Origin of the sequence: Mesorhizobium sp. M2E.F.Ca.ET.209.01.1.1 (assembly GCF_004010375.2) — a bacterium.
GTDB lineage: Bacteria > Pseudomonadota > Alphaproteobacteria > Rhizobiales > Rhizobiaceae > Mesorhizobium.
Genome location: NZ_SADP02000001.1, coordinates 209,913 through 231,219, shown reverse-complemented (window position 1 = coordinate 231,219; position 21,307 = coordinate 209,913). Strand labels below are relative to the sequence as shown.

The window sequence follows — 21,307 nt, the reverse complement described above, 5'->3', positions numbered from 1 at the left end:
CGAGAGATCAGTGATCGATCGGGCCCTTGGGCGACACAAGCGTCGTGCCCGCGGTGGTCGGGCGCTCGATCATGCGGCGCACGCGCGGCGGGTTCTCGCCGCTGTGCAGCGCGCGGAGGCGTTCGCCGACCACGGCATCGGCATGGGTGGCGCGGCGGTTGTGGCGGATATACTCGACCCAGGTCGGCGTGTGGTAGTGCTCGATCCAGATGCCGGGATTTTCGAGATCCCGCGCGAGCGTCCAGTTGCGCGCGCCGTCACGGCGGCGGATGCGGCCGCGCTCGGCCATGGTTGCCAGGAACTCCGGGACGTCCTCCTCGCGGATGATGTACTCTATCATGATGGCGATCGGGCCGCTGCGCGGCTTGAGGTCGAGCGAAAGCATCGGCTCCTTGAAGCGGTTGAGCGGATCGAGGTTGAGCACCGTCTGCTTCGGCAATGGCAGGACGAAGCCGATCGCCGCGCCGGCAAGCATGGCGACCGCCGCCGCGATCAGCGCGATCTCGGCGCCATGCGCGTCGGCGACAACGCCCCAGATCCAGCTGCCCAGCGCGATGCCGCCGAAGGTCGCCGTCTGGTAGATCGACAGCACACGGCCGACCACCCAGCGCGGCGTCGACATCTGCACCGTGACGTTGAAATGCGAGAGCGCGATCACCCAGCAGGCGCCGCCGATGAGCAGGCCCGCCGACGTCTGCCAGGCATTGTGGCTGACGGCGGCGTTGAAGGCGCAGAGCGCGAAGCCGGCAAACGCCATGCGCACCATCACCTCGCTCGACAGCAATTGCCGCAGCCGCACGCTGATCAGCGCGCCGCCGACCGCGCCGATGCCGAAGGCGCCGAGCATGATGCCGTAGGTCAGCGCATCGCCCTTGACGACGTCGCGCGCCACCAGCGGCAGCAGCGCCAGCACCGCGCCGGCGCTGAAGCCGAAGGCCGAGCCGCGCACCAGCACCTTGGCGATGTTGGGCGACATGGCGACATAGCGCAGTCCGGCGCCCATTGCCGCGCCCAGCGACTCGCGCGGCAAGGTCTGCTCGGGCAGCGCCGGCTTCCAACGGAACAAGACGACGATCAGGCCGATATAGCTGACGGCGTTGGCGGCAAAGGCCGCAGCGGCGCCCGCGGCGGCGACGATGACGCCGCCAATCGCCGGACCGACGCTGCGGGTGATGTTGAAGCCCAGCGAATTGAGCGCGACCGCCGCCGGCACCTTGGCGCGCGGCACCATGTCGCCGACCGAGGCCTGCCATGACGGGCTGTTCAGCGCCGTGCCGCTGTCGATCAGGAAGGTGAAGGCAAGCAGCGTCCAGGGCGTCATCCAGCCTTGCCAAGTGAACAGGGTCAGCAGCGCCGAGACGACCAGCATGAAGGTCTGCGCCACCAGCATCACCTTGCGGCGGTTGAAGCTGTCGGCGATGGCGCCAGCGACGAGCGCGAACAGCATGATCGGCAAGGTGGTCGAGGCCTGGACCAGCGCCACCTGATAGGGCGAGGTGGCGATCGTGGTCATCATCCAGGCGGCGCCCACGCCCTGGATCAGGCCGCCGAAATTCGACACCAGGCTGGCCGACCAGACGGCGCGAAAGATGCCGTGCCGGAACGGCGCCAGCGCGGAGACGCGTTCGCTTTCCGGCTCGTCGTCGATCATGGTTGGGCCTTCGTCCGCTATTGAGGCTCGCCATGCCCGAAGAGGCCGGCGACTCGCCAAAGAGTGAGACCCAACAACAGGATGGCAAAGGCGAAAATGCGTCGGCGAAGCTTTAAACCAAGCATCTCGCCGGTCTGGACCAACCCCGGGCTATTTTTCGCCTCTCGTCTCGACGTGCAGGGCCTCGGTCAGGTCGCCTGTGGTGTCGCCGCGCATGTAGAGCCTGAGCAGCATTTCCATGCCGACGAGCCGCAGGCGCGACGTTTCCTGGCCCCTTGCCATGTCGATCAGGTCGTCCACTTCGGAGGACGACCATTTCATCGCGTCGCGGAGCAGACCGCCGCGCAGCAGCCCTTGCGTGCCGGCCGAAAAAGCATCGGCCATGTCGAAGCCGATCTTTGCCGCACGAATGTTTTCGCGCGGCAGATGGTGTTCGGCGACTTTCTTCAGCAGCCACTTGCCGGTTCCGTCGCGGTATTTCTGCCGGCGCGGCAGGTGAAGGGCGAAGTCGATGAGCCGGTTCTCGAGGAACGGCACCCTGAGCTCGACGGAAGCCGCCATGCTCAGCCGGTCATGCCTGTGCAGCAGGTCCTGCAGATGCGAGTAGAGGTCGTAGAAGCAGCTTGCCAGGAAGGCGCGGTCGTCGAGGGGCGTGACGCCGTCCAGCCTGTCGAACAGCTTCGTCTGCAGGAAATTCAACTCGGGCGACAGGGCTCTGAGCGCCATGCTGCGCTCGGAGGGCGAGCCGCGGCCGATCGAGTTGCGGAACGGTGCGCGGCGTAGTTCGGCGAATTTGCGGTCGCATCTGGCCTTCGAGCGGAACAGGCGCTGCAGCCAGGAGTGGCGCCAGAGCCGCATGGTCGATGCCTGCCATTTGTAGCCGCCGAAAAGCTCATCGGAGCCCTCGCCGGTGAGCAGCACCTTGACGCCGTCGGCGCGGCACTGCTCGGCCAGTGCCAGCAGCGCGGCGTGGCTGGCATGCCAGCCATCGGTTTCGAGATGCCAGACAGCGCGCGGCCAAAGCTCGAGGAACCGGTCCTTGTCGAAAGGAACCCTGCGCAGGCTGACACCAACATGGCGGCCGGTCCGCTCGGCGTCCTGCGCCTCGCTGCGGCCGAGCTTCGGGTCGACGACATAGCCGTGCAGCTCCGGCCTGAAGCGCTTGGCGAGCGCGGTGATCAGGCCGGAATCGACGCCGCCGCTGCAGGCGGTGGCAAGGTTGGCATCGGCGATGCAGTGCAGCTCGACACTTTCGTCGAGCAGTCTCTGTAGCGTCGCCATGTGTTCGGCGTCGGATGTCTTGTCGCCGGCGATGCGCGCCGTCTCGATTACATCGAGGACATGCCAGAAGCGGCGCTTCTCGATGCCATCCCCGGTGATCCGCCACAGGCCGGCCGGCGGCAGCCGCTCGATGCCGTCGAAGACGCTGTAGCTCGAATCGCGGCTCTGCCAGGCCAGCCGCAATGTCAGCTCGCGCGTGTCGACACGGCGCGCAAAGTCATGGCAGGCAAGGATCGCCTTGTCCTCGGAGGCGAACAGCAAGCGCTCGCCGGTTTCAGCGACCGACAGCGGCTTGATGCCCAGCCTGTCACGGGCAAGCCACAAGGCGCCGTCGCGGGCATCGAAATAGGCGAAGGAGAACATGCCGTCGAACAGCGGCACTGCCTTTTGCGGGCCCCAGTGATGCAAGGCCTGAAGCACCACCTCGGTGTCGGATACCGTGCGGAATGTCAGGCCTTCCGCCGCCAGCGTCTTGCGCAGCGCGCGAAAATTATAGACCTCGCCATTGTAGCACAGCACGCCGTCGCCGGGTCCGGTCAGCATCGGCTCGCCAGCGGCGGGTGAGGGGTCGATGATGGCCAGCCGTCGATGCCCGAGCGCCAGCCGGGCGTTGTTCCAGTTGCCGTGGTCGTCGGGGCCGCGATGCGCCAATGCCCGCATCATGCGGGCCACATCGGAAAGATCGCCGCTGCCGATCGGATCGCGCTTTCGCCAGACGCCGGCTATTCCGCACATGGCCCGCCGGCCGTTCTTGCCTGATGCATCGCTTCCAGAAAATCGCGTGAGACAACGACTTGCAATCTAGCTGCAACAAAAGTCGCTGCAAGCGATCTTACGGCCTGCAAAATGCCGCCTGACGCTCGCTTAACGCTTTGCGTCAGAAGCCGTGCTCGATGCGCTCGAAGATGACGTTGGTAAAGGCCGAGATCTGGCTGCCGATGAACGGGCCGGTCAGCGCCACCACGAGCATGATGGCGACGATCTTCGGCACGAAGGTCAGCGTGATTTCCTGGATCTGAGTCAGCGCCTGGATGAGCGCGATGCCGATGCCGACCACCATCGCCACCAGCACCACGGGGGCGGAAGCGGTGAGAACCGTCCACACCGCGTACTGGACGATATCGAGGGCATCGGCCTCATTCATACGGGCACACTCCCAGCGATCCGACTAAAGCGCGTCGCGATCTTTCGGATTCGCTCCATGCGCTTTAGGTCTTTGGTTTTACGCATGTCTTTATCCCGAAACTGGTTCCCACTTTCGGGAGACATGCTTTAGCTGGCCGGCTTGATCGAAACGCCGGCGCCGACCGGAACCTTGGTGCCATCCTGCAGCACGGCGATCAGGCCGTTGCTGGAGAGCGTAACCGAGGCCACCGTGCCGGTCGTCTTGCCGTCGGCCGAGGTGATCGAGCGGCCGATCAGCGCGTCGGCCTGCGAGAGCGCCGAGGATTGCATGATCTGGTCAAGCTTGGTGTTGGTCTGGACCGACTGCTCGACCTGGGAGAAGGTGGCGAGCTGTGCGACATATTGCGTCGAATCCATCGGCTTGGTCGGATCCTGGTTCTTCATCTCGGCGATCAACAGCTTCAGGAACGACTGGTAGTCCACCGCCGTCTTCGAGGTCTTCTGGCTGGCCTGGTTGGCGCCAACCGGGATCGTTGTCGTCATGTCGACGGCCATCTTATGCTCCTACAGCCAGTGCGCGGGGCGTCTCGGGAATGTCGTCATTGCCTTCGAGCGCCTTGCGCTCGAGTGGATAGAGCGCGCGGATCGCCTTCAGCGCCTCGTAGATCTCGTCCTCACCGACCATGCGGTCGATCTGCTTCAGGCTGTTGCAGATGTCCTGGTTGTCGAAGCTTGCGATCAGCATCGGCAGCGAGCGGCGGAACATGTCACGAGCCTCCGCGGCGCCCGCCGGGTTGATCAGCATGATCTGCACGATGAAATAGAGCTGCCTGAGCGGCGTCGAGGCCTGGTCGGCCTGGATCACATGGCTTTCGAGCAGGAACTGCACATCGTTCATCAGCTCGATGGTGACCTTGCGGTCGACGCGGATGACAGCGCCGTTGATGTAGATCTTCTCATTGGGCTTCAGCGAGATCTTCAGCGTGTTGGTCATTGGATGCCGTCTCGGATGATCTGAGAAACCTCGATCAATCCTTCGAAATTGTTGGTGCGGCCCTGGCGGATGTCCTCTGTCTCGCGCAGCAGCCACAAGCCGATGGAGATCAGGTTGGCGCGCAGCTCCTTGGGGAGCGCGTTGTCACTGGAGCCGAGATCCTCGACGAAGGTGGTCCAGATGCGGTTGGTGAAGTGCAGCGCCTCGACCGCCTCCATGGAGTCGGTGCCGACCGCGGCCGCCGCCGCCAGCATGTCGATCGAGCGCGTGAGCAACTGCCGCTCCCGATCCTTGGCATCGGCGACGGAGTCGGTCTGGATGTCGGCGTAGGAGAATTGATACATCGTCGGCGCTCTGGCGTTCCGGTTTACGTGTTCAAGTCAGATAGTTGAGCAGGCTGAGCTGCTGCAGACGCGCGGTCAAGGCAAAGGATGTCTCGATATGCTGTGTCAGGTCGGCCACGCGGGTCGCCGCTTCCGCGGGATCGACCCCTTCAAGATCAACGATGTGCTTCTCGAAGAGGTCGACCTGGGTCTTCATGCGGTCGCTGGCATCGGACACCCGCTGCTGCGCAATGCCGGTTTCGGCCCGTATTTGGGTGATGCCGCCGATGGCTTCGCCTACCAGCGCCTGCGCGCGGCTGACGACCGCGTTCTGCGCGGCCTCGCTGAAGCTGCCGGTCATCAGGCTGCTGACCATGGCGGCCGCCATGGCGAGCTTGCGGATGCCTAGGTCGTTGGCGCTGACCGAGGTCTGGGTGGTCTCGTTGAGCGAAATGCGGCTGGTGATCTGCTCGTCGGTGGCGCTTGACCAGTTGGCCTGCCAGCCGGAGCCCAGGAATTGCGGCTCGACCTGCGTGGTGATGAAGTTGTCCATCTGCGCGGCGGTGATGTTTGCTGCCGCCGGGGCTGTCTGGGAAAAGCCGAAATAGCTGGTAAAGGCGGCGTCGAACGCCGCCTTGGCCGGCGAGCCGGCGGCGTTGAAGTCGTCGATCGGCTTGACGTCGGTGTTGGTGCCGGCAAACAGATATTCGCCGTTGACGCTGGTGTTCAGGATGCCGGTCATCTGCTGCAGCGCCGAGGCGCCGGCGGTCCGCAGGATGCTGGTCGAAGAGTCGCCCGACACGCCGCTGGTCAGCGCCGACAGGAAGCTCTGCGCGCTGTTGGCGATCTGGCCGAGGGAATCCTGGGTCGATTTCAGGCGCGCCGTCACGAGCGCGTTGGAATCGACAATGCCGTTCAGCCGGTCGAGATCGCGCTGGAAGGTGACGGCCTGGGTCGTGCGGCTGCCAAGCGCCAGGCCGATATCGGCGACCGTGCCGGTCTGTGATTCCTTCGTCGCCTTGACGAGGTCGGCCTGCATCCTCGCCTGCTGGTAGCGCAGCGCGTTGGAAATGGCAGCTGAGGAAACGCCTGTCGCTTTCATGAATTATCCCACCGCGGCCAACAGGGAATCCAGCATGTCGCCTACCGTCTTCATCATATGCGCGGATGCCTGATAGGTGTGCTCGAGGTCGAGAAGCAGGGACATCTCCTGGTCGACATTGACCCCGGTGTCGTTGGACAGCGCCTCGGCCGTGCGTGCCGCCAGCGCCTGCTTGCTGTCGGCATTGGTCGAGGCCTGCTGGCGCACGCCTTCGAACCAGCCGATGGCATTGGCCGCGTAGTCGGAGACGCCCGAACTGACGGCGATGCCGGTGGAAGTATCGAAGGCCATCGGCTGATCCAGCTTGTTGCCGTAGCTGATCAAAAGGTCCGCATAGGATGCGCCGCCGGTGTTGACGACATAGGCCGCACCGTTGGCGCCGCCGTCGCGCAACAGCGCCGGGTTGCCGCCGGCGCTCGGATCGAAGGCGGCGTTGACGCTGATCGAGCCGGCGAGGCCATCGACCAGGGTGCCCGCTGCCGGAATTGCCGGCGCGCCGGACCATGTGAACAGGCCGGTCGCATTGGGTTGCGACGGCGCGGTCTCGGCAAATGCCGTGATCAGGCCGCGCGCGATTTCGTCGAGCTGGCTTTGCATGGTCGAGGCGACGCCGTCGCGCAGCTTCAACAGGCCCGCAAGCTTGCCATCGGCCGTGGTGTTGTCGCCGGTGCCGGCGGAAACCGGCACGTTGTCGATGTAGACCGTGTTGCCGGGCGTGCCGGCCGAATAGCCGGACGATGGCGTGAAGGTCACCGAACGCGGCACGGTCTCGAACAGCGTCGAGCCGTCCCTGGTGGTGATGACCATGTCGTTGTCGCCGCGCGTGAAGGTCGAGACCGGGACATATTCCGATATCTTCTTCAAAAGCGCGTCGCGCTGGTCGAGCGCGTCGGACACGTCCGTGCCCGAGCGGGTGCCCGAGATAACGGCCCTGTTGGCATCCTGGAACTGGCTCAGCAGCGAGTTGAGATCGTTGACGGCCGTGGCGATCTGGCTGTCCGCCTGGGTGCGGAAATCCTGGATCGCCTTGGTGCCGCTGTTCAGCGAATTCACCACCTGCTTGGCGGCGTCGACGACGCTGGTGCCAAGGTTCTGGTTCGACGGCGTTGTGGCGTAGAGCTGCAGGGCTTTCTGCAGGTTGGCGATTGCCGTCGAGGGCGACGACGCATTGTCGACCCCGTTGACCGACAGATCGAGCTGATCCATGCCGTCGTAAAGCGCGCTTTGGCCGCTCCATGCCGACAGCGCCGAAAGGTTCTGGCGGAACAGAAGGTCATTCGCGGTACGCTGGATTTCCACCGCCCTGGCGCCGGGCGCCGTGCTGGTCACCACGGCGATGCGACGGGTGTAGTCCGGGTTCGACGCATCGGCCACATTGCGCGATACGACGCTGGTTTGCTTGGACGTGGCCAGAAGCGCCGACTGGGCAATGCTTAGTGCGGAGGAAAGCGACATGCTGATCTTTCACGGGACGGCGCCCGTCGTTTATCTCTTCAGGTTGACGAGGACGTCCATCAGGTCCGAGCCGGTCTGGAAGACCTTGGAATTGGCGGTGTAGCTGCGCTGCGCCGCAATCATGTTGGTCAGTTCCTCGGCGATATCGACATTTGAGTTTTCAAGCGCGCCGGAGACGATGGAGCCGAGCTTGCCCTCATTGGCAAAGCCGATATGGACCGCGCCGGAATCGGTGCTCTCCACATAGACGTTGCCGGGCATGGCGGTGAGGTTGTCTGGGCTCTGAACGTCGGCCAGCGGGATCTTGTAAAGCGCCTTGGTCGAGCCGTCGGCGAACTGCGCGTAGATGATGCCGTCCTGGCCGATCTGGACCTTCTGGATGGAGCTCGGCGCGTTGCCGTTGACCTTGGCGTCGGCGACGGTGAAGCCGGTGCCGAGCTGGGTCAGCTTGGAGAGATCGAGGTTGAGGCTCTGGCCGCCCGGAACGGTGAAGGACACGCCCGTGGTTGCGCCGGTGAGCTTGCCGGTGGTGGTGTCGAAGGTGAGGTTGGCCGTACCCAGCGCGCCGCCCGTATAGGGGAAGGAGGTGCCCGGCGTTGCCTTCGACTGGTCGAAGACAGCGACCTGCCAGGTGCCGGCGCCGGTGTTGGTGAAGTAGACGTCGAGCAGCTTCTTGTTGCCGAGATTGTCGTAGGCGACCAGCGAGGTTTTCGACGTGTATTGGGCAGTCGCGCTGTTGGTGGAGGGCAGGCTGCCGGCCGCGACCGGAGTGGCGCCTGCCGGCAGGTTGCCGCTGAATATTCCGCTCGTGCTCGGCGTCGCCGTCATTTCCTGATCGGAGATCTGCACCGGCACGAGGCCTTCGAAGCCGTTGGCGGTCGCGGCCGGATCGCCATTGGCGTAGTCGTAGGCCATGAGCTGGTAGCCCGCGGCATTGACCAGCCGGCCCTGCGCATCCGGGACGAAGGAGCCGGCGCGGGTCAGATAGGGCGTGCCGCTGGCATCCTGCACGACGAAGAAGCCATCGCCGTTGACGGCAAGATCCGACACCGAAGTGGTGTAGGTCATGACGCCTTGCGTGCTGATGGCCGAGCGGATCGTCGTCGTCACGCCGCCGGAATTATAGGCGCCGCCGGTGCCGGGCATGATCAGTGACGAGAACTCGGCCGAAGAGCGCTTGTAGCCGGTGGTATCGGAGTTGGCGATGTTGTCGGCCACCGTGGACAAGCGGTTTGCCTGGGCGTTCATACCGGAAACGCCGGTCCGCATCATTCCGTAGAGGCTCATCGATTGATCTCCGCAGTGCCTGGGTAGGAGGCCATAAAACTATGCCTCATGTCTTGCGCGAGGCTGGCGCGGGATGTGCCTTGGGCGGTCATCAAAACACCAGCCGGTAGCCGAGGAACCGCTTGGAATCGATCGGGTCGTGGCCGAGCTTCTCGCGCAGCTTCTTGCGCAGCTTCGAGATGTGGCTCTCCACCACGTTCTCCTCGACCTCCTCGTCGAAGATGCCGTAGATGGCGTTGAAGACCTGCGTCTTGGTCACGCGCCGGCCGCGGTTGCTGGCCAGATATTCGAGGATGCGCCGCTCGCGCCGCGGCAGCGGCAGCGGCTCGCCGTCGATCTCCGGATCGCGGCCATCCATGAAGATGCGCATCGAGCCGACTTCGGTGTAGGCGGCCTCTTCGGAGCCGCGGCGGCGAATGGCGGTGATGCGGGCAAGGATCTCGCGGATATGGACTGGCTTGCGGACGACGTCGTCGACACCGCTCTCGAACAGCCGCAACGTATGTTCGAGCGAGTGATGCTCGCTGAGCGCGATCACCGGCGCGCCGGTCCGGTCGCGGATCTGGCGCGGCGATACCGCGCCCTCGCGGCAGTCGCCGATGAGAAAGGCCCTGACGGATCTGAGATCGGTGTCGGCGGCGGAACTCACCCACTCGCCGAATTCACCTGGCGCGAAACCGGCCGTGGCCACGCCCTCGCGATCGAAAAGTGAAGAGTAGCCCTCTGTCACGAGCTCTCGCTCGTCAACGATCACGATCATCGGCCCGCCCTCCGAATCAATTCATTTGCCCCGTGGGGAAAGGGGTAGCCGGGTCGGCGAATCCTGAAAAACCATCATTTCTTGTAGCTATTTTCTTGGGAGTTTTTTTTGGGAGCCGTAATAAAAGCGGTTGTGCAGGTGTATTCGCGCTCATTTTTGGTCGATGAATATTGGCGCCGGCGACAGGCCGGCGCGGGCCGATCGGCATTCAGGAGAGAGCAACTATTGGTTGCAGAATGCGCTGGCATTCGGCGTCCATTTGCCGAAGCCGGTGGCGACCATGTTGGCGATGACGCGGCAGACATAGACCTTCTGCGCCGGGTCGTTGTCGGGGCCGGCATGGTAGCGGGCGACGGCCATCGACCAGGTCATATGCCGGGCGTGCAGGGCGGCCAGGAAGCGTGCGGCGTAGTCGACATTCTGATGCGGGTCGAGCATGTCGTCGACGCTGCGGAAATGGTCGCCATGATAGTGCTGGTTGATCTGCATGCAGCCGAGGTCGATCAGCACCTTGCCTTCGCGGCGGGCATTCTGGAAGGCGGCTAGCGCTTCATCGCGGCTGCGCGGGAACACAGCTTTTCCCTCTATATTCAAAGCATTAGGCTGAAGGCTACCTTTCTTTCCGGTCTCTGTCAGCCCGACCGCATAGAGTATGCCGGCCGGCACGCCGTAGCGATCTGCGGCGCGCAGGATCTCCGGCTCGCAGGGATTTGTAGCGGCGCTCGCGCCGCCGGCCGCCAAGCTAGATATACATATCGTCGCCAGCGCGCTCGCGAAGAGGCGAAGCCGGGCGAGCGAATTCCTGTGCGCCATTGCCGTCGTTCCTTCCCGGTTGCCGGCCGCCGCCCGCGCCGTTGCCGCCTGAGTTCCCGGGCTGGAACGAAGGCTGGTCGCGGCCTGTCGACATCGGCATGGCGCTGTTGGCGTCGGCGCGGCTCGCCGCATGCGCTGCTATCGAAGGTTGCAGGACGGTGACCTTGTCGACGTCGAAGCCGAGGCTGCGCATCGACTTGACGATGGCATCGCTGTCGGTGGTGAGGCGGCGATATGCCTCGTGCGTCTCGGGCTTCATCTCAATCGAAAGTTGCTCCCCCGAGAGCCGCAGGCTGGCAGTGACCGCCCCAAGCTCGGCAGGGTGGAGCTCGATCTTGAGCACGTGTGTCGGAACGGCAACAGAATTGGTCGTCTGGGAGCCTGCCGAGGCGCTTGCGAAAGCCTGCTGAACGCCTTTGTCGGAGGCAAGCGCCTCAACCAGCGCAGATGCCGTCTGGCCGATCGGGTTTTGCGCCGGCGCAGGGAAGCTCTGCTGGCTGACGACTTCCACGCGTGTGGCGGAAGAAGATGGCTTGGCCGGTGTCTGCTGCGCGGTTGGCTGCGATTGTTGGGAGACCTTGGAGGTCGAAGCTGGCCGCCAGCCCTGCGGCGGCACAGGGCTGTCGGGCTGCGGTTCATTCCCCTGCGTCTGCAAGATTCTGGTTTCGCCGCGGCCGGGCATGTCGAGAGCCATGTCCGCCTTCACCGGCTTCTGCCCGAAGTCAGGCCCGGAAGCTTCAGCCGCCATCGAACGGGCGGATCGCGACTGCGGCTCGGCGGAATTGCCGACCGTCGCGCGCTTGCCCATGCGCAGTTGCAGCTCCAGTCCTTCGTGCTCGCCGGCGCCTTCTCCATTGGCAGCGGAATCCTTCCCGCCCGCGCCCGACGATTGCGCGAAGTGTTTCATGTCGCTCAACGCCATCAGCAACGGCAAGCGGTCCTGCAGCGGCGTGGAATCGTCAGTTTGCGCCGTGGCACCTTTGCCGGTCGTCGGCTTCGCCTCATCGGCTCGGGTGGCCGTGGTCCTCGTGGACTTTCCCGCGGCTTTCTGCGAGCCGGTTTTCCCTTGTGGATCCTGGTCCGGCTCCTGCTTGCCGTTGTCGGCCGCCGAGCGCTTTGCCAGATGCGCGCCCGGCGATACGGTCGCGTGCTTGTCCTGCGGCCGATCGGGCTTTTCCGTCCCGTGCACCATCTCGCCGAAACCCTGATCCTTGTCCTTGCCGCCGGCGGTGTGCTGCCGGGGCTGGGTCGAAGCGAAGCCCGGCAGGGTCTGGTTGACGCTGGTCATTTGGGGGCTGCTCCGAGGAGTTGGTCGATCTGGTCGAGCTGGCGGCGCGTGCTGGCCACCGCGGCGTCGATGGGGTCTTGCGCATTCGAGGCCGTCGGCGCGGAGGCCTGAACCACCGGCGCGGCGTCAGCTTGCATCGGAGCGGCGGCCGGCGTTTCATCCGTTGTCCGCGCCGGTGGCCGGGCAGAGGGCGGCGAAGCCGCGGGTGGAGTGTCCTTCGCCGGATCGCCCAACGCGACCGGCGGATCGCCCAACGCGACCGGCGGATCGCTTGCCGCGACCGGCGGATCGCTCGATGCGACCGCTGGCTGGTCGGGCATCGCTCCTTCCACCGGAGGCAGATCCGCATTGGCCGGATCGGCAGAGGCCTCGGCTGCCGCGTTCGCCTCGTTTCCCTTCGCCGCGGCCGGCGCGGCTTCCGCCTTGGCAGGCGTCTTTACCGGCGCCACCACTTCGCCCGCCACAGCCTGCGCGGCGTCAAGCAGGTCGCGGTCGCTTTGCGAAAGCTTGCTGCGATCGATCTTGCCGAGCTTGGCACGCACTTCATCGACGCTGGCCGATGTCATGGTGGAAAGGCTCGAATAGAGCTGGCTGCGCGGGTCGTCCTGGCTGCCGCCGTTGCGGCCCAGTTCCGCCTTGGCCGCGGCAAAAGCCGAGAGCTCCGTCATCCCGTCGATCGCGGCGCGGCGCGCGATGCGCAGATAGATCACCTTCTCGCGCTCGGGATCCATCATCGAGGTGATGTCGGCGATCTTGTCCTGGCTGATCGCCATATGCAGCGTGATGACGCCGGAAACAAAGGCATCGGCGAACTGGCTGGCGTAAGGCGAGTAGAGATAGGACGCGACATACTGGGTCGAGGCCAACGCGAAGCGGGCCGCGTCGCCCTGCGCGGCCGCGATGCCGACGGAGCGGCGAAGCGCCGCCTCCTCGACCAGCGTGCCGGGGCTGAGCAGGCGCGCCTCGTCCAGCAGGGCGAGCGCCTGGGCAGGATCATCGGCCGCAAGCAGCGAACCCTGGACCAGCGCCAGAAAGGCGCCGATGTCCGGGGGCACGCTCATCGGATCGATAGGCTTCAGCATTTCGATCGCATTGGCCGGCCGGCCGTTCAGATAGGCGACGACGCCCTTGGCGATGGCGAGGCTTTGCGGGTCGACCGACGCGCGCGAAGCCGCCGCCGCGACCGTCACCGGATTGCCGCCGCTCATGCCGTAGACCAGCAAGGCGCGGAAATTCTTCGGCTCCTTGAAATCCTCGGCATTGGCATCGCGCATCCGGGCGTCGATCATTTCGAGGAGCTTCGCCTGCATCGGCAGAGCGGCATGATCACCGCCGGCAATGCGGTCCTGGATCAGCTGCAGCGAACGCACCAGCTGATAAGGCTGCAGCGCGTCCTGCGCCAAGGCCGCCGGTGGCGACCCCGCCGCAAGCAATAGCAGCGCGATCGCGCCGCCGATGACGCTCCTGCCCTTCATCCGCCGGCCGCCATCAGGATTTCAATGCGGCGGTTCGCGGCCGCCATAGGATCGGAGGCGATCTTGGGCTGCCGGTCGGCGAAGCCCGCGACCTCGGTGATGCGGCTTTCGTCGACGCCGCCGCGCACCAGCATGTAGTAGGCCGCATGGGCACGCGCGGTGGACAGCCGCCAGTTGTCGTAGGTGTCGCTGCGGAACGGTCGAGCGTCGGTGTGGCCGCTGATGGTGATGGTGCCCTTCTTCTCGTTGATGATGTGGCCGATCTTTTCCATCGCCAGCACCAGCTCGCGGCGCGGCATGGCCGAGCCGATCTCGAACATGCCGAAATCGAGCTGATCGGTGATCGAAATGACGACGCCCTTGTCGGTGGCCTCGACCGAGACGCCGTCGGCGAGCTTTTCGCCCGGCAGGAATGCCTTGGCGAGTTCCTTCTTGATGTCCGCGGCCTGCTGGAGGGCGGCTTTGCTCGGCGCCTTGTCGCCCTTGTCGGCGGTCTGATCGGGTTCAGTCTTTTCGGCCGTCGTCGCTTCGGCCTTGGCGTTACCGGACGCGGCCTCGCGCTTGTCGGTCTCGGCTTTCCCACCTTGTGCTTTCTCGGTCTTGTTGCCTTCACCCGACGGCTTCTCGGCCTCGGCCTGCGCGGCTTTCTGCCCGCTCCTGGCTTCGGTTTTTTCCGAGGTTGCCAGCGGCTCCAGCGGCGCGGCCGTCAGCGGAGGGGCCGCAGGAACGGCCTTCACCTTCGGCACCGCGGCCGTTGCGACCTTCTCGCCGGGCTTGGCCGGGTCGCCCTCGATCCTGGCGCGTTCGGCCGTGGCCTCGGCGCCTGGCGCCGCCACCTGCTGCGACCAGAAATCAGGCGCGAAGGGGTCGCGATAGGATTCACCACCGGAAGCGCCGGTCGCCGGGCCGGCCGTCTGGGCGCCGCCTTCGCCCTTGGTGCTGACGTTCTGCAGCACCCCGGTGTCGGCGGCGATTTCCGCCAGCACCGCATAGGGATCGGCAAACAGCTTTTCGTCGGACAGCTGGGCATCCTGCGCGCCGGTCTTGGTCTGCCGGCGTTCGGACGAGCCGGCGCCGCCCTTGCCGTCCTCGCCCGCCTTGGTCGCGCCCTGCTGCGGATTGTCCGCGGTCAATCCGACCTTGCTCGGGCCGTCGCCGAGGTCCTCGAGGCCCTTGCGGCTGGAATTGCGGTCGATCAGCTCGACCGGATTGAAGTAGCTGGCGACGGCCGCCTTGGTCTGCTCGTTGGCGGCGTTGATCAGCCACATGACGAGGAAGAAGCACATCATCGCCGTCATGAAATCAGCGAAGGCGATCTTCCACACGCCACCATGGTGATCATCGTCATGGCCGTCGTGATTGCGCTTGACGATGATGATCTCGTGCCGGGGCTCGGCATGGTCGATGGCGCTCATGACAGGACCTCGGACAAGGACGCAGACCACTCGGCGATACGCGTCTCGAACACCGTTTCGTCGATGCTGACGGTCAGGTCGAAGCCCGGCGCCTCGACGAAATCGAGATTGGCGGCGCGGGATCCAAGCGCCGCCTTCAGGGGCTCGAACAGCGAGAGCGGTCCCCTAACACCGATGCGGACGGCTTCGTTGTCGGCGACCGCGGCGCCGATGGCGCGTGAAAGGGCCTGCAGCGAACGTTCCTGCAGGTCGTCGCTGAGAAGGCCGCCGATGATGCGGGCAACAGTCGAGCCGGTAAGCTCGGCAACGCGCCGCTCCATGGCCTCGATGCGCGTGGCGACAGCGGCGCCGAGGTCGCCGCCGAAGCTTTCCAGAAAGGCTCTCGCGGCATCGTCGCTGGCCTGGCGCTCGGCGTCGAGCGCGGCCTGATGGGCAAGCGCAAGGCGTGCTTCGAGCGTGGCCTCCGCGTCGGCCACCGCCTCGGCGATCAGCGCGCCGATATCGGCCTGCGGGGCCTGTGCGGCCGGCGCCGCCGGCATATGTCCGGCGTCGCGCGGGGTCGCTGCGTGGCTGGCATGCGGGGCCCGCGAGCCGAAATCGGGCAGGAGATCGAAGAGGGCTGCCGAGACCATGGCCTAACCCACGGCTTCCGGGGCGGCCGCCCATTTGCGCAGAATCTGCGCGGTGCGCTCCTCATTGAGGTCGACCATGCGGGCAAGCCGCTCCTGCGGCGCCGGCCGGATCTTCTGGCGCAGATCATCGAGCGGGGTTGCGCCGGCGCGCGCCCCGGGCAGGGGGCCGGCTGGGGTCTCGGCGGTGATCGCGGCAACCGGCGCGTCGGGCGTCGGCAGCGAGCGTTGCACGTCGTCGAAGCTTGGGCCGGCAATGGCCGCGGGCTTTGCCGATGCCGTCAGCGCAGTGGCCATCGGCTTCAGGCCGAAGAAGGCAACCAGGAAAACGACGACAATGAAGGCGCCGGCATTGATGAGCGTGCCGGTATAGGTGCCGATCGAGGCGAGGATGCCAGGCTGGTCGATCGGCTCACCGTCGAGGCCGTTGATGAACTCGACCGCCGACACATCGATTACGTCGCCGCGCTTGTCGTCGAAGCCGGTCGCCGAGGCCACCATCTTCTGGATATCGGCGACGCGCTTGGCGATCTGCTCCGGCGTGGCGTCCTTGCCGAGGATAGTCTTCAGCCGATCCTGGTTGACGACGACCGCGATCGACATCTTGTTGACCGTGTAGCCGTTGGAGACGGTGGCGATCTTCTTCGAGTTGATCTCGTAGTTGGTGATCTCTTCCTTGCGATCGTTCTGCGAGGAGGATTGCGGTCCCTCCGTGCTGGTGGTCTGCGTCTCGGGCAGGTTCTGCTCGACACTGGTGGGGGTCGAGGCCTGCTTCTGGTTACTGGCCTCGTTGGTCTTCACCGACTGCACCGAACGCTCGACGCGCGAGTTCGGATCGAAGATCGTTTCCTCGGTCTGGCGGCTGTCGGTGTTGACGTCGGCCTTGACGCTGGCGCGGAAATTGTCGGGGCCAAGATAAGGGGTGAGCGCGCGGCGGATGTTGTCGCCGATCTGCGCCTCGACCGTCTGCTCGACGCCCAGCGTGCGCGCGGCGCTCGTGTTGGAAGGATCGTCGCCGGCGGCCAGCAGATTGCCGTTGGAATCGAGCACAGTGACCTTGTCGGCCGAGAGGCCGGGAACCGCCGCCGCAACCAGGTGGCGGATCGACATGGCGCTCTTCTCGGAATCATTGCCGGCGTAGCGGATCACCACCGAAGCGGAAGGCTGCTGCTCGTCGCGTCGGAAATTGGCGCGCTCGGACATGACGATATGAACGCGCGCGGCCTTGACGCCGGAAATAGATTGGATCGTGCGCGCGATCTCGCCTTCCAGCGCGCGCACACGGGTGATCTGCTGCATGAAGGAGGTGAGGCCGAGCGAGCCGACATTGTCGAACAGCTCGTAGCCGGCGTTGGCGCTGGTCGGCAGACCTTTCTCGGCAAGCAACATGCGCGCCTGCGCGGTGGTGCCGGCAGGCACCAGCACCGAGGTTCCGTCGGAGCCGACATCGAAGCCGATGCCGGCATCGGCCAGCACCAGGCCGATCTGGTTCACGTCGGAACGCTCGAGGCCGACATAGAGCGTCTCGTAGGCCGGGCGATTGAGATAGACGGAGGCGATGCCGATGACGGCCATGACCAGGACCGCGATGCCACCCATGAGCGCCAGACGCCTCACGCCGAAGCTCTTGAAATTCGCGATGATGCTCTGGATCTGTTCCGGCACGATTCAACGGCTCCCAGCACGACTGTCCGCCGGAAGACTAGACCGTGAAGCTTGTGCGAGGATGATAGGGTGCGCTGCCGAGGAACCAGAAAACTACCGAACCGCCGGGTTTTTCCGATCAACGAAAAAGGCCGCGCCCGAAGCGCGGCCCTTTTTCGTTGATCGGGGTTGGTTGGCTTAGCCGTTCTTGAACAGCTGCAGGATCGACTGCGAGGAACTGTTGGCGATCGACAGGGACTGGATGCCGAGCTGCTGCTGGACCTGCAGGGCCTGGAGGCGGGTCGATTCCTTGTTCATGTCGGCATCGACGAGCTGGCCGACGCCACGATCGATGGAGTCCATCAGGCTCTGGGTGAAGGTCTTCTGCAGGTCGATCGAGCTCTTGGCGGCGCCAAGCACTGTGGCGGCGTCGGTGAGCTGACTCATGACGTTGTCGATCTTGGTCACCATCTGCGTGATGATGTCGTCGGTCACGCCAGCCGCGGTGATGTCGAGATTGAAGGCGGAGACGTTGTCGATCTTGACGGGCGTGCCCGACACCGCGGCCTGGCCGGCGGTGTTGGCGGCGATGTCGGTGGCGCCGCCGGCGATCGCGGTGGCATAGGCGGCGTCATACGCCGACTGGTCCGCGGCGGTGGAATAGATCGAGGTCTTGCGGTCGAGAATGCCCTGGTTCTTGACGGCGGTGGAGAGGCCGGAATCGAACAGTTTGGTGCTCTCGACATTGATGTCGATGGTGCCGAGCGAGATGGCGCCGGACGAAGAGCGGTTGAAGGACGAGACGATCTTGGCGTCCTGCTGGACGCCATCATTGGGGGCCGCCACTTCCGTGGATGTCACCGAAAGATAATTCGAGCCGGAGAAGGTGGCGGCGTCGGCGAAGGATTTCATCTGCGCCTGCAGCGAGGTGATTTCGGTTTGGGTCTTTGCCTTGTTGGCTGCCGACTGGCCGACGGCCGACAAAAGCTTGGTCTTGATCTGGCCGATCGTCGAAAGGACGTTGTTCATGCCGGTATAGGCGGTGTCGACCTTCGAGGCGCCGAGGCCGAGCGCATCCTGCACGGTCGACAGCGCCGAGTTATCGGAGCGCATGGTGGTGGCGATCGACCAGTAGGCGGCGTTGTCGGAGGCCTCGGAGACCCTGTAGCCGGTCGAGATCCGAGCCTGCGTCTGCTCGAGCGATTTGTTGGTGGCGTTGAGGCTTTGAAGTGCAGTCAACGCCGCAGCGTTCGTCATGATGCTCGCCAAGAAACTCGCTCCTTCTCAAAAGCCGGCATGCCACAGGCCGGGCTTGGCCTGCCATTGATCGCGATCGTGCCGGATAGGCCGATACGGCAATCTAAGTCATTGGTTAACCATACCTAGCGCGATATGGTTAATGGCATGTTAAAAATAGGCTTTGGAGAAGTTAAGAAACGAGGGTTGCGCGAGCCTTGAGCAAAGCAATTCCAGGAAAAGTGTGAAACGGTTTTCCGTCCGGAATTGCTTCAAAGCAAATAGAGATGGAGCGGTTCACCGTTTCCGTGAAACGGCGAGCCGCTCCAATGAAAAATCGGGCCGCGCTTTTGGCGCGGCCCGATGCTTTAGCGCGGTCAGTATAGAGCGATCAGCCGCGGAAGAGCGACAGGATCGACTGCGACGAGCCGTTGGCGATCGACAGCGCCTGGACGCCGAGCTGCTGCTGAACCTGCAGGGCCTGGAGGCGGGTCGATTCCTTGTTCATGTCGGCATCGACGAGCTGGCCGACGCCGCGATCGATGGAGTCCATCAGGCTCGAGGTGAAGGTCTTCTGCAGGTCGATCGAGCTCTTGGCGGCGCCGAGCTTGGTCGCGGCGGTCGTCATGTCCTTCAGCGCGGCGTCGACGACCTTCATCATGTCCGCGATCTGGGTATCGCTGGCAGCCGTGGTGCCGGAGAAGATCTTCAGAGTCGCGACCGAATAGGTGTCGCCCGCTGCAGCGGCCGCACCCAGGGTCGGGTTCTGCGCGGTAGCGGTGACAGCGCCGGTCGCGCCGACGCGGTCGGCGTCGAGGATGCCCTTCGACACGCCCGCCGCAGTGCCGGCCTCATACAGCTTGATGCTGTCCACCTTGACGTCGATCGTCGAGATCGAAACCACGCCGGTGGAGCTGCGGTTGAAAGCCGAAACGATCTTGACGTCGGCAGCAGCCGTGGCGGTGGCGCCGCTGTTGACCGACAGCATGTTGGTGCCGGAGAAGGTGGCGCCGTCGGCATAGGCCTTCAGCTGGTCCTGAAGAGCCTTGATTTCAACCTGGGTCTTTTCCTTGGAAGCGTCGGTCTGGCCGTAGGATGCGGTCAGCTTCTGCTGGATCTGGTTGATGGTCTTGATCGCGCTGTCCATGCCGGTGTAGGCGGTGTCGACCTTCGAGGCGCCGAGGCCGAGCGCGTCCGAAACGGTGGACATGGCCTGGTTGTCGGAGCGCATCGTGGTGGCGATCGACCAGTAAGCGGCGTTGTCGGAAGCCTGGGAGACGCGATAGCCCGTCGAGATGCGGGACTGCGTGGTGTCGAGGGCTTTCTGGGTGGCGTTCAAGCTCTGCAGAGCGGTCAACGCCGAGGCGTTGGTCATGATACTGGCCATGGTACTCGTACCCTATTTTTACACGGATTTTTTTGACATACCGGCATGTCCGGTATGACGGTGCGGCATCATGCCAATGATCTGTGAAACCCGATCACCCGCCATCTGCGAGCAATATGCGGGCCAGTCCCTACCAAAGCGCTAAATCGCAGGGTTAATCGAAAATATATTGCCTAAAATTCGAGCGCGTATCCGGCGCCGGCCTCTGGTTTCAGGTGAAGGATCGCACCAGGCTGCCGACGAGAAGGTTCCAGCCGTCGATCAAAACGAAGAACAGGATCTTGAACGGCAGCGACACCACCGTCGGCGGCAGCATCATCATGCCCATGGCCATGGTCACGGTGGCGACGATCAGGTCGATGACGAGGAACGGCAGGACAATGAGAAAGCCGATCTCGAAGCCGCGCCGGATTTCCGAGATCATGAAGGCCGGCACCAGGATGCGCAGATCGACGGTCTCGCGCGAGACGGTCTGGCCGCGCTCGCGGGCGAGGTCGGCGAAAAGGTCGAAGTCCTTGTCGCGCACATTGTGCAGCATGAAATCGCGGAACGGACCGGAAATCTTCTCGAACGCCTCGGCCTGGGTGATCTGGTTGTCCATCAGCGGCTTGACGCCGGTGTTCCAGGCCTGATCGAAGGTCGGCGCCATGACATAGAAGGTCATGAACAGCGACAGCGAGATCAGGATCAGGTTTGCCGGCGTCGACTGCAGGCCGATGCCGGCACGCAGGATCGAGAAGGCGATGACGAAGCGGGTGAAACTCGTCACCATGATGAGCAGGCCCGGTGCCACCGAAAGCACGGTCAGCAGGCCGAACATCTGGATCAGGTAGCCAACGGTCGTGCCGTCGGCCTTGCCGATGCCGCCAAGATCGAGCTGCTGGGCCGCGGCGACGGAAGTGGTGATGGCGATGAGCGCCGTGGTTATGAGGAACTTTCTCATTCGAGCAGCATCGTCCTGACGAGAACCTGTTTGACGTGGCCGCCGCTGCGCAGCGCCGCGCGCTCATCGAGATCGGCCTTGAGATGCTGGTAGCCGCTGGCGCCTTCGATCTGATGCAGCTTGATCGTGCGCACGAAGGCAAGCAGATCCTGGTGGATCTGCTCGGTCACTTCCGGCGGCTGCGGGGCATCATAGAGCACCGATACCTCCAGCCGGATCCAAACGTCCGACGGCGAGGCGAGATTGGTGGTGATCGGCGCCAACTGAGCCAGCGTTGGCCCGGCGGCCGCCTTGCCGGCTTCGCCGGGCTTCTCCGCCTTGCCGGCATTCTCCGACGCCGCGGGCACCGGCGCCGGCGTTTCACCCTGCTTGAGATAGCCGCCGGAAACCCAGCCCATGCCGATGGCCGCGCCTGTCATGACCAGCAGCATGGCGAGCTGGATCACCAGGGAAGGTCCCTTCTTGGGCTGGACCTGCTCGACATTGGCCACGGCGGCGC

General features: G+C 64.6%; 20 protein-coding genes. All 20 read right to left on the bottom strand.

The annotated features are described in order from the left end of the window. Positions 1–7 precede the first annotated feature (7 nt). Positions 8–1,651, bottom strand: coding sequence for an MFS transporter (locus EN852_RS01185; RefSeq protein WP_127874588.1), 1,644 nt, complete (start codon positions 1,649–1,651; stop codon positions 8–10). A 150-nt stretch (positions 1,652–1,801) separates the two neighbouring features. After that, positions 1,802–3,667 (bottom strand): asparagine synthase (glutamine-hydrolyzing), encoded by a 1,866-nt coding sequence (asnB, locus tag EN852_RS01180; protein ID WP_127874587.1) that lies wholly within the window; start codon positions 3,665–3,667, stop codon positions 1,802–1,804. Positions 3,668–3,809: 142 nt separating this feature from the next. Beyond that, positions 3,810–4,076: a flagellar biosynthesis protein FliQ gene (gene fliQ, locus EN852_RS01175; protein WP_040989996.1), complete on the bottom strand. Its 267-nt coding sequence runs from the start codon at positions 4,074–4,076 to the stop codon at positions 3,810–3,812. Positions 4,077–4,204: 128 nt separating this feature from the next. Beyond that, positions 4,205–4,612 carry a flagellar hook assembly protein FlgD gene (flgD, locus tag EN852_RS01170; RefSeq protein WP_095817139.1) on the bottom strand — a complete coding sequence of 136 codons (408 nt, stop codon included), beginning with the start codon at positions 4,610–4,612 and terminating at the stop codon, positions 4,205–4,207. Position 4,613: 1 nt separating this feature from the next. Beyond that, positions 4,614–5,051 (bottom strand): flagellar biosynthesis repressor FlbT, encoded by a 438-nt coding sequence (flbT, locus tag EN852_RS01165; protein WP_127864319.1) that lies wholly within the window; start codon positions 5,049–5,051, stop codon positions 4,614–4,616. Then, positions 5,048–5,395, bottom strand: coding sequence for a flagellar biosynthesis regulator FlaF (gene flaF, locus EN852_RS01160; protein ID WP_042640513.1), 348 nt, complete (start codon positions 5,393–5,395; stop codon positions 5,048–5,050). The genes flbT and flaF overlap by 4 nt, the downstream gene beginning before the upstream one ends. 31 nt (positions 5,396–5,426) lie before the next feature. Continuing rightward, on the bottom strand, positions 5,427–6,476 hold the full coding sequence (locus EN852_RS01155; RefSeq protein WP_127874586.1) for a flagellar hook-associated family protein: 1,050 nt from the start codon (positions 6,474–6,476) through the stop codon (positions 5,427–5,429). A gap of 3 nt (positions 6,477–6,479) precedes the next feature. Further along, complete coding sequence (gene flgK, locus EN852_RS01150) at positions 6,480–7,931, bottom strand: flagellar hook-associated protein FlgK (RefSeq protein ID WP_127874585.1); 1,452 nt, start codon at positions 7,929–7,931, stop codon at positions 6,480–6,482. Between the two features lie 30 nt (positions 7,932–7,961). Further along, a complete protein-coding gene (locus tag EN852_RS01145; protein ID WP_127874584.1) occupies positions 7,962–9,218 on the bottom strand; it encodes a flagellar hook protein FlgE in 1,257 nt (418 codons plus the stop codon). 91 nt (positions 9,219–9,309) lie between these two features. Continuing rightward, positions 9,310–9,978: a response regulator transcription factor gene (locus tag EN852_RS01140; protein WP_042640505.1), complete on the bottom strand. Its 669-nt coding sequence runs from the start codon at positions 9,976–9,978 to the stop codon at positions 9,310–9,312. Between the two features lie 222 nt (positions 9,979–10,200). Further along, a complete protein-coding gene (locus EN852_RS01135; RefSeq protein ID WP_246694135.1) occupies positions 10,201–10,791 on the bottom strand; it encodes a transglycosylase SLT domain-containing protein in 591 nt (196 codons plus the stop codon). Next, entirely contained in the window at positions 10,721–12,079 is a 1,359-nt protein-coding gene (locus tag EN852_RS01130; protein WP_127874582.1) for a flagellar hook-length control protein FliK, read from the bottom strand. The genes EN852_RS01135 and EN852_RS01130 overlap by 71 nt, the downstream gene beginning before the upstream one ends. Beyond that, positions 12,076–13,554 (bottom strand): chemotaxis protein MotC, encoded by a 1,479-nt coding sequence (locus tag EN852_RS01125; RefSeq protein WP_127874581.1) that lies wholly within the window; start codon positions 13,552–13,554, stop codon positions 12,076–12,078. Before EN852_RS01125 ends, EN852_RS01130 begins: the two co-directional genes overlap by 4 nt. Then, positions 13,551–14,969: a MotB family protein gene (locus EN852_RS01120; RefSeq protein WP_127874580.1), complete on the bottom strand. Its 1,419-nt coding sequence runs from the start codon at positions 14,967–14,969 to the stop codon at positions 13,551–13,553. Before EN852_RS01120 ends, EN852_RS01125 begins: the two co-directional genes overlap by 4 nt. Further along, positions 14,966–15,601 (bottom strand): hypothetical protein, encoded by a 636-nt coding sequence (locus EN852_RS01115; RefSeq protein ID WP_127874579.1) that lies wholly within the window; start codon positions 15,599–15,601, stop codon positions 14,966–14,968. Before EN852_RS01115 ends, EN852_RS01120 begins: the two co-directional genes overlap by 4 nt. 3 nt (positions 15,602–15,604) lie before the next feature. After that, positions 15,605–17,263: a flagellar basal-body MS-ring/collar protein FliF gene (gene fliF / locus EN852_RS01110; RefSeq protein ID WP_127874578.1), complete on the bottom strand. Its 1,659-nt coding sequence runs from the start codon at positions 17,261–17,263 to the stop codon at positions 15,605–15,607. Positions 17,264–17,440: 177 nt separating this feature from the next. Continuing rightward, positions 17,441–18,511, bottom strand: a complete 1,071-nt coding sequence (locus tag EN852_RS01105; protein ID WP_127874577.1) for a flagellin — start codon at positions 18,509–18,511, stop codon at positions 17,441–17,443. Between the two features lie 358 nt (positions 18,512–18,869). Further along, positions 18,870–19,865: a flagellin gene (locus EN852_RS01100; RefSeq protein WP_127864329.1), complete on the bottom strand. Its 996-nt coding sequence runs from the start codon at positions 19,863–19,865 to the stop codon at positions 18,870–18,872. Between the two features lie 211 nt (positions 19,866–20,076). After that, positions 20,077–20,808 (bottom strand): flagellar type III secretion system pore protein FliP, encoded by a 732-nt coding sequence (fliP, locus tag EN852_RS01095; protein ID WP_127874576.1) that lies wholly within the window; start codon positions 20,806–20,808, stop codon positions 20,077–20,079. Then, positions 20,805–21,299: a flagellar basal body-associated FliL family protein gene (locus EN852_RS01090; RefSeq protein ID WP_127864331.1), complete on the bottom strand. Its 495-nt coding sequence runs from the start codon at positions 21,297–21,299 to the stop codon at positions 20,805–20,807. The genes fliP and EN852_RS01090 overlap by 4 nt, the downstream gene beginning before the upstream one ends. Between the last annotated feature and the right edge of the window lie 8 nt (positions 21,300–21,307).

Bases quoted from the DNA above. Each gene is read 5' to 3' on its own strand.
- asnB (WP_127874587.1), bottom strand. From the start codon at position 3,667: ATGTGCGGAATAGCCGGCGTCTGGCGAAAGCGCGATCCGATCGGCAGC.
- EN852_RS01135 (WP_246694135.1), bottom strand. From the start codon at position 10,791: ATGGCGCACAGGAATTCGCTCGCCCGGCTTCGCCTCTTCGCGAGCGCG.
- flgK (WP_127874585.1), bottom strand. From the start codon at position 7,931: ATGTCGCTTTCCTCCGCACTAAGCATTGCCCAGTCGGCGCTTCTGGCC.
- EN852_RS01125 (WP_127874581.1), bottom strand. From the start codon at position 13,554: ATGAAGGGCAGGAGCGTCATCGGCGGCGCGATCGCGCTGCTATTGCTT.
- fliQ (WP_040989996.1), bottom strand. From the start codon at position 4,076: ATGAATGAGGCCGATGCCCTCGATATCGTCCAGTACGCGGTGTGGACG.
- EN852_RS01185 (WP_127874588.1), bottom strand. From the start codon at position 1,651: ATGATCGACGACGAGCCGGAAAGCGAACGCGTCTCCGCGCTGGCGCCG.
- EN852_RS01155 (WP_127874586.1), bottom strand. From the start codon at position 6,476: ATGAAAGCGACAGGCGTTTCCTCAGCTGCCATTTCCAACGCGCTGCGC.
- EN852_RS01100 (WP_127864329.1), bottom strand. From the start codon at position 19,865: ATGGCCAGTATCATGACCAACGCCTCGGCGTTGACCGCTCTGCAGAGC.
- EN852_RS01115 (WP_127874579.1), bottom strand. From the start codon at position 15,601: ATGGTCTCGGCAGCCCTCTTCGATCTCCTGCCCGATTTCGGCTCGCGG.
- flbT (WP_127864319.1), bottom strand. From the start codon at position 5,051: ATGACCAACACGCTGAAGATCTCGCTGAAGCCCAATGAGAAGATCTAC.
- EN852_RS01130 (WP_127874582.1), bottom strand. From the start codon at position 12,079: ATGACCAGCGTCAACCAGACCCTGCCGGGCTTCGCTTCGACCCAGCCC.
- flgD (WP_095817139.1), bottom strand. From the start codon at position 4,612: ATGGCCGTCGACATGACGACAACGATCCCGGTTGGCGCCAACCAGGCC.
- EN852_RS01140 (WP_042640505.1), bottom strand. From the start codon at position 9,978: ATGATCGTGATCGTTGACGAGCGAGAGCTCGTGACAGAGGGCTACTCT.
- flaF (WP_042640513.1), bottom strand. From the start codon at position 5,395: ATGTATCAATTCTCCTACGCCGACATCCAGACCGACTCCGTCGCCGAT.
- EN852_RS01120 (WP_127874580.1), bottom strand. From the start codon at position 14,969: ATGAGCGCCATCGACCATGCCGAGCCCCGGCACGAGATCATCATCGTC.
- fliP (WP_127874576.1), bottom strand. From the start codon at position 20,808: ATGAGAAAGTTCCTCATAACCACGGCGCTCATCGCCATCACCACTTCC.
- EN852_RS01145 (WP_127874584.1), bottom strand. From the start codon at position 9,218: ATGAGCCTCTACGGAATGATGCGGACCGGCGTTTCCGGTATGAACGCC.